Annotated in this window: 3 protein-coding genes; all 3 read right to left on the reverse strand. The window is 42.4% G+C overall.

Features of this window, described 5'->3' with window-relative positions; all coding sequences use genetic code 11:
• On the reverse strand, window positions 1-995 hold a 995-nt coding region (locus tag BY457_RS18700; protein ID WP_146131016.1), incomplete at its 3' end, for a hypothetical protein.
• Entirely contained in the window at window positions 985-4,164 is a 3,180-nt protein-coding gene (locus BY457_RS18705; RefSeq protein WP_106154850.1) for a toxin VasX, read from the reverse strand. The genes BY457_RS18700 and BY457_RS18705, both read right to left, overlap by 11 nt.
• Window positions 4,154-4,840 (reverse strand): PAAR domain-containing protein (locus BY457_RS18710; protein ID WP_106154851.1); only part of this gene is annotated, 687 nt, incomplete at its 5' end. The genes BY457_RS18710 and BY457_RS18705, both read right to left, overlap by 11 nt.

Genomic DNA, 4,840 nt, shown 5'->3' on the forward strand with positions numbered 1-4,840 from the left:
GTCAATTTTATCACGGCACTTTTATCAAAAATGCCTCTTAATAATGCGATTTTACTGTCTCTATACAATGCTAATTCGTAATTTTCTATAGGAAAAACTTGTTTTTTAGAGAAACTTGGGTTGAATGATAATAAACTTGTCAGTATGTCTTGTTTAATATCATTTAGGCTAGTTTTATACAATGATCCATAATAATAGGATGATTTGATTTCTGACGATTCTATTTTTCCTGCTATATCACAATTAACAAAGTATTGCCTGATTTGCTCATATTTCCTCAGCACCCTTTCTTCCAAATCGGGCAGGGTACGTAAATCCACGGCATTTTCTAACCGGTGTGAGTGGTCCCACGGCACCTGCGCCTGAAAAGTAATGGTGGTATCCCAATATTGCGTGCCGTTGTCCAGAACATATTCCGGAAGCGTGATTATTTCGGTTAAATGCTCCGGGGCGGCATCTGATTTGCGCTTGTCGGCACCGTAGCCAATGCGGAGTTTGATTTTATAAGTCCCAGAACTAAATTGAGGTCTGATTGGACTATATACTCTGACTTTAAGATGTTGTTTCCCACTTTTTTCTATATATGGATTTAAATAATCTATACGATATTCCGGACGGTTTTTAGTGTATGCATAAGCTAATGGAATTCTATTTAGTTCTAAAAGAACCCTGCAGGAACCATTTTTGTCTAACTCCACCCAATAAAAAGGTTGTTTATCATAGTGCTTAACCTTTTGTGCTATACTATTGATAATTCCATCCAACCGTTCAAGACTGGCATTGTATTTTTGCATCACTGTATCGCAGATACCTATCAGTACGGTATCGGTATCTAAAATGTCATGCTTCTCTTTAAACGGAACCACTTCTTTCCAAACCGTATCAAGTTGTGATACGGTTTTGGAATCAGAAGTTTCGCGCTTGCCGGGCTCAATATTGCAGGCTACAAATGAAGCAATACAAATTATGATGAATACTATTTTTTTAATCAACATAGAACACATGGTTATTGGTTTTGGTAATGGTTTTTTCTTCCTTGATACGGGCAAGAGATTTAAATTCATCAATTGACATAATCCACTGATTCTTTTTTGTTTCATAATCAAGATAGTCTCCATCCTGATTTCTCGTTAAGGTCGTGTTAAACAGGTATATTAATGGTTTCGTGCCTTTAAGGCCAACATTGAAGAAAAAATAACGGGGTTCTTTTTCATGTTCCCTGGGCCAGTAACTGTTCTTTAGAGCGTCCAATAAAATACGGATATAAAAGAAGCCATCATTGTAAAAAAGCGACTTGTTGATTATTTTAATATTATATACAATAGAAATTCGCAAGGAATTTCGGTCTATCTCCGCATCTCTCAACTCCTCCCCAAACGCTACCATCTTACCTTCTTCAGAAGAATAGGACAACAACCCGAAATCGATGTCCATATTGGGGGTTATCTGCAAAAGATGGCAGTTAAAGGTAATGGTATCTGCTTTTTCTTCGATGAAGTAAGCCGGTGATTCGGGAGTTGTAAGCCCCATAAAGGCTTGTTGCCACCAGGAAAGTTTCATTCTTTTTTCTGACTGAACAATTTGAGGCGACTCCACCAAAACTGCAGGATACAAGCTTTCAAACTCCAGAAGGATGTTTTCATAATCTCTCCATTGCCCAAAATAATCGTCAATTATATCTTCTCGTTTAAGATGTATTAACTGCATTAATGCAATAATATCTGCATCCTGGTTTTTGGACAAAAGTTTCTTTAACCCCTTTTGATTAAAGATGTAATTTCTATAAAATTCTTCAAGGGGCGAGTGGGTTAAATATGCAGCTAAATAAAGCATTCCTGCGGTCAACAGAGCAAGCAGAATGGTTAGAATTACAAATTCTATGGATGCCAGTGCTGCGGCAGCCGTGGTTCCCGCTCCTGCTGTGGAGAGAAAAACGGTGCCACCCTTTGTCACGAGTATCAACGAAGCGGTTGCAGAAGCGGCTGCGCCAACGTAAGCTACTGCTGCTTCAGCATTATTGCGTCTGAAGGCATCCGAAGCATCCAACAGGCACCCGACAATGGTCAATCCATCGGCTATAATGCCGGCACCTCTGATAATGCCCTTCATTAAAACGCGTTTGCCCAGGATTTTAACAGAGTTCCTGCGCAAAGCCGCATACTCGCCAATATTTTGGATTAGAGAAAAAGTGGCGGCCCCCACAGCTAGGGCATCCTGTAAACCACTATCGTCATCGGAGGGATTCAGAGCTCGTGCCAGGTTAAAAACAGCCAGTCCGGCTCCCAGTCGCTTAAAACCTTTAGATTCAAAAAAAACAGCCACCTTCCTGGCCGTGGTGTTTCCGGTCTTCAGCTTTACCTTTATGGTGGGCACCTTGCCTCTGCCATCGCCACTCATTTTGTTTTGGATGGCTTTGGATAAAAGACTTTTTGGGATATCAGTTTGTCTCTCACTCATTGTCTCCAGCATGACCTCTTCCGCATACTTAATCACATCTAAAATTGTCTCCTCTTGCACTTCAAACTCAACTTCGGTAAATTTTGCACTGTTGAGGAAATCGGAGAGAATATTTGCCGCTTCCCTGCCACTAAGGAGGTCGGCAGCTTTTGATGTGAAATCGGCAGCTTTTTGTCCCACGTTAATATAGGTTTCAACCATCCCCAGCAACGTCTCCTCGGCCTCTTCAGGTTTGACATAATCCATGTTAACAGGACTGCGCATTATTTTGGCAAAAGGCGATTTTTCCTCGCCCAGTTTTTCAGAATAATACGTATCAAAATTCAGGGGCGCATCGTATCGGGTAACAATATCGGCATCGCGGCATCTCGGATCTTTCGAGAGGCAGCTGTCATGAAACAAAAACACATTTTTTGAATCGTTCAATTTTTCGGCATAATCCACACCCGTTACCCGAAACAGAAAAGCATAATAATCGCTTTTTAAGAAGCGGTGCAAATTGTGCCGGGTTTGATTGATGGCATGCCGTATTTCCCGGCGCTTTTTTATTTGTAGGATTTTCTCCACCGCTTCGCGGTTCACCTTTTTGGCCTGATCTTCTATCTCGTCCCGTTTTCTGCTGCTGTAGTCACGTTCCTCATTCAGGTTTTTCAGTTCAGCAAACAAAGCCCTGTAAGTACTTTGGGCTATCATATACTGATGCTCAAAGCTCTTTTTCGGTGCCGTTACACCTTCGGCCTGTGGCAAATTATCAATTTCAGCTTCAGGGTTTTTCAGAAGCGTTTCCAGTGCCAGGTCAGCAGACACACCCGTGCGCACCGAAGCAATCAAACTCTCCTGCAACAATTCCAGACGGGTAATTTCATTGCACAAATCGTTTGCGGCTCCTACACGATCGTGAATGCAGGCAAAAACCTCGCTGTCGTCTTCCTGACAATCGCCGTAGTGGAAATCAAACCCCACCGTATCCGAAGGATTAGGAATATAGAGCGATTTGGCTGTTTCATAATCAAAAACGCCATCCTGCGCATTCCCTGCAACCCAGTCATTAACATCAATTTTTTGGATGTTTTCAGTACGCATCGACTGATTCTTTAACACCTTGTCAATGATGTCAGGATCCCATTGTATATGAGAAAATTCCATGTAAATCACTGCGTCTTTGTCCACATTTACACCTTTGGTCCAAATTGTTCCGAAATCGGGCAGCCGCAGAGCGGATTTTTCTATGTCGTTGTGCCTGCAAAGCCTGAACAAGGGATTGCCATTGGATGCAGCTACCTGATACTCCTTTACCGAATCATCGGTTTCGTTATACATATAGAGCCAGCCCTCATGTAACGGGGTAGCCCCGTAGCTGTATTTATACCCTGAAGGAAAGGTTTTGGCATCGTCTGACACAGACTTCTGCACTCGTGTAGAATGGGGAGCAGCGACCTGTTCTTCCGAGTCATAAAACGAGAATTTATTACCGTTTTTGTCATTTTCTTTATTATCCGGGTCTGAGGATTTCTCATTATCTACATTAACCGATGGCAAAAAAGAATAATCGGGAAACTGAACGCTGAAATGAGTTTCGGGCACCGGGAACTTGATTTTGGGAAATCCCGTATAGTCGTCGGTTCGATTTAATCCATACCTGAAAGGATGTATGGTAATGCAATCTTCAAAAATATCACACAGGTTACTTTTGGGCTTATTGGTCATGGTCGGCAGTAAAATAAAGTTTACTCAATAGTTTTTCTTTGGATGACCCGGATTCTTTGCTTTCAGATTCAAATAAGGCTTCATTCACATCCCAGTCGGCAGTTACGATGTTATCCTTCACGCTTGCAGTGATCTTGTCCAATTCGGTATCATCAGCTTTGGGGTCTTCTGATTCCTTAAATATCGTGAAGGTGATTTTGCTGCCATCGTTAATCCCTTTGACAGAAGCACTCAGGGTAAGTTTTTGTTCGGCTTTACTTTTGGTTGTCTCATTGGTGTTTTTGAGCCATTGGAGATTGTAAATCAGGGGTTCTTTCTCCTGCTCCTCAGCCTCTTTCTTTATCTGCTCCTGGTTTTTCTTTGCCTCGTTTAAGTACTTACTCTTTCCTTTCATTGCGGCGCCTACGCGATCTTTGATGGTGATTTTGGGGAAAGGAATTTCTTTAAGAGGCATCGTTTTGTTCGGAGTAGGTTTGCTTGGACTAATGGTTGCACCGGGAATCCCCTGGACTATCTGTCCTCCATGTGCTGTCATGCTCCCAACAGTTGCAATTGGTTTTCCATTTATAGTGACACCCGGACAACCCTGAGCGATCATGTCGGGCGGCCCGGCACAAGTACACATATCGCCCATTACAGCAATGGGTTGTCCGTTAATCGTGACCCCGGGCATTCC

The sequence above is a fragment of the Marinilabilia salmonicolor genome (genome assembly GCF_003003035.1).
Taxonomy (GTDB): Bacteria; Bacteroidota; Bacteroidia; order Bacteroidales; family Marinilabiliaceae; genus Marinilabilia; species Marinilabilia salmonicolor_A.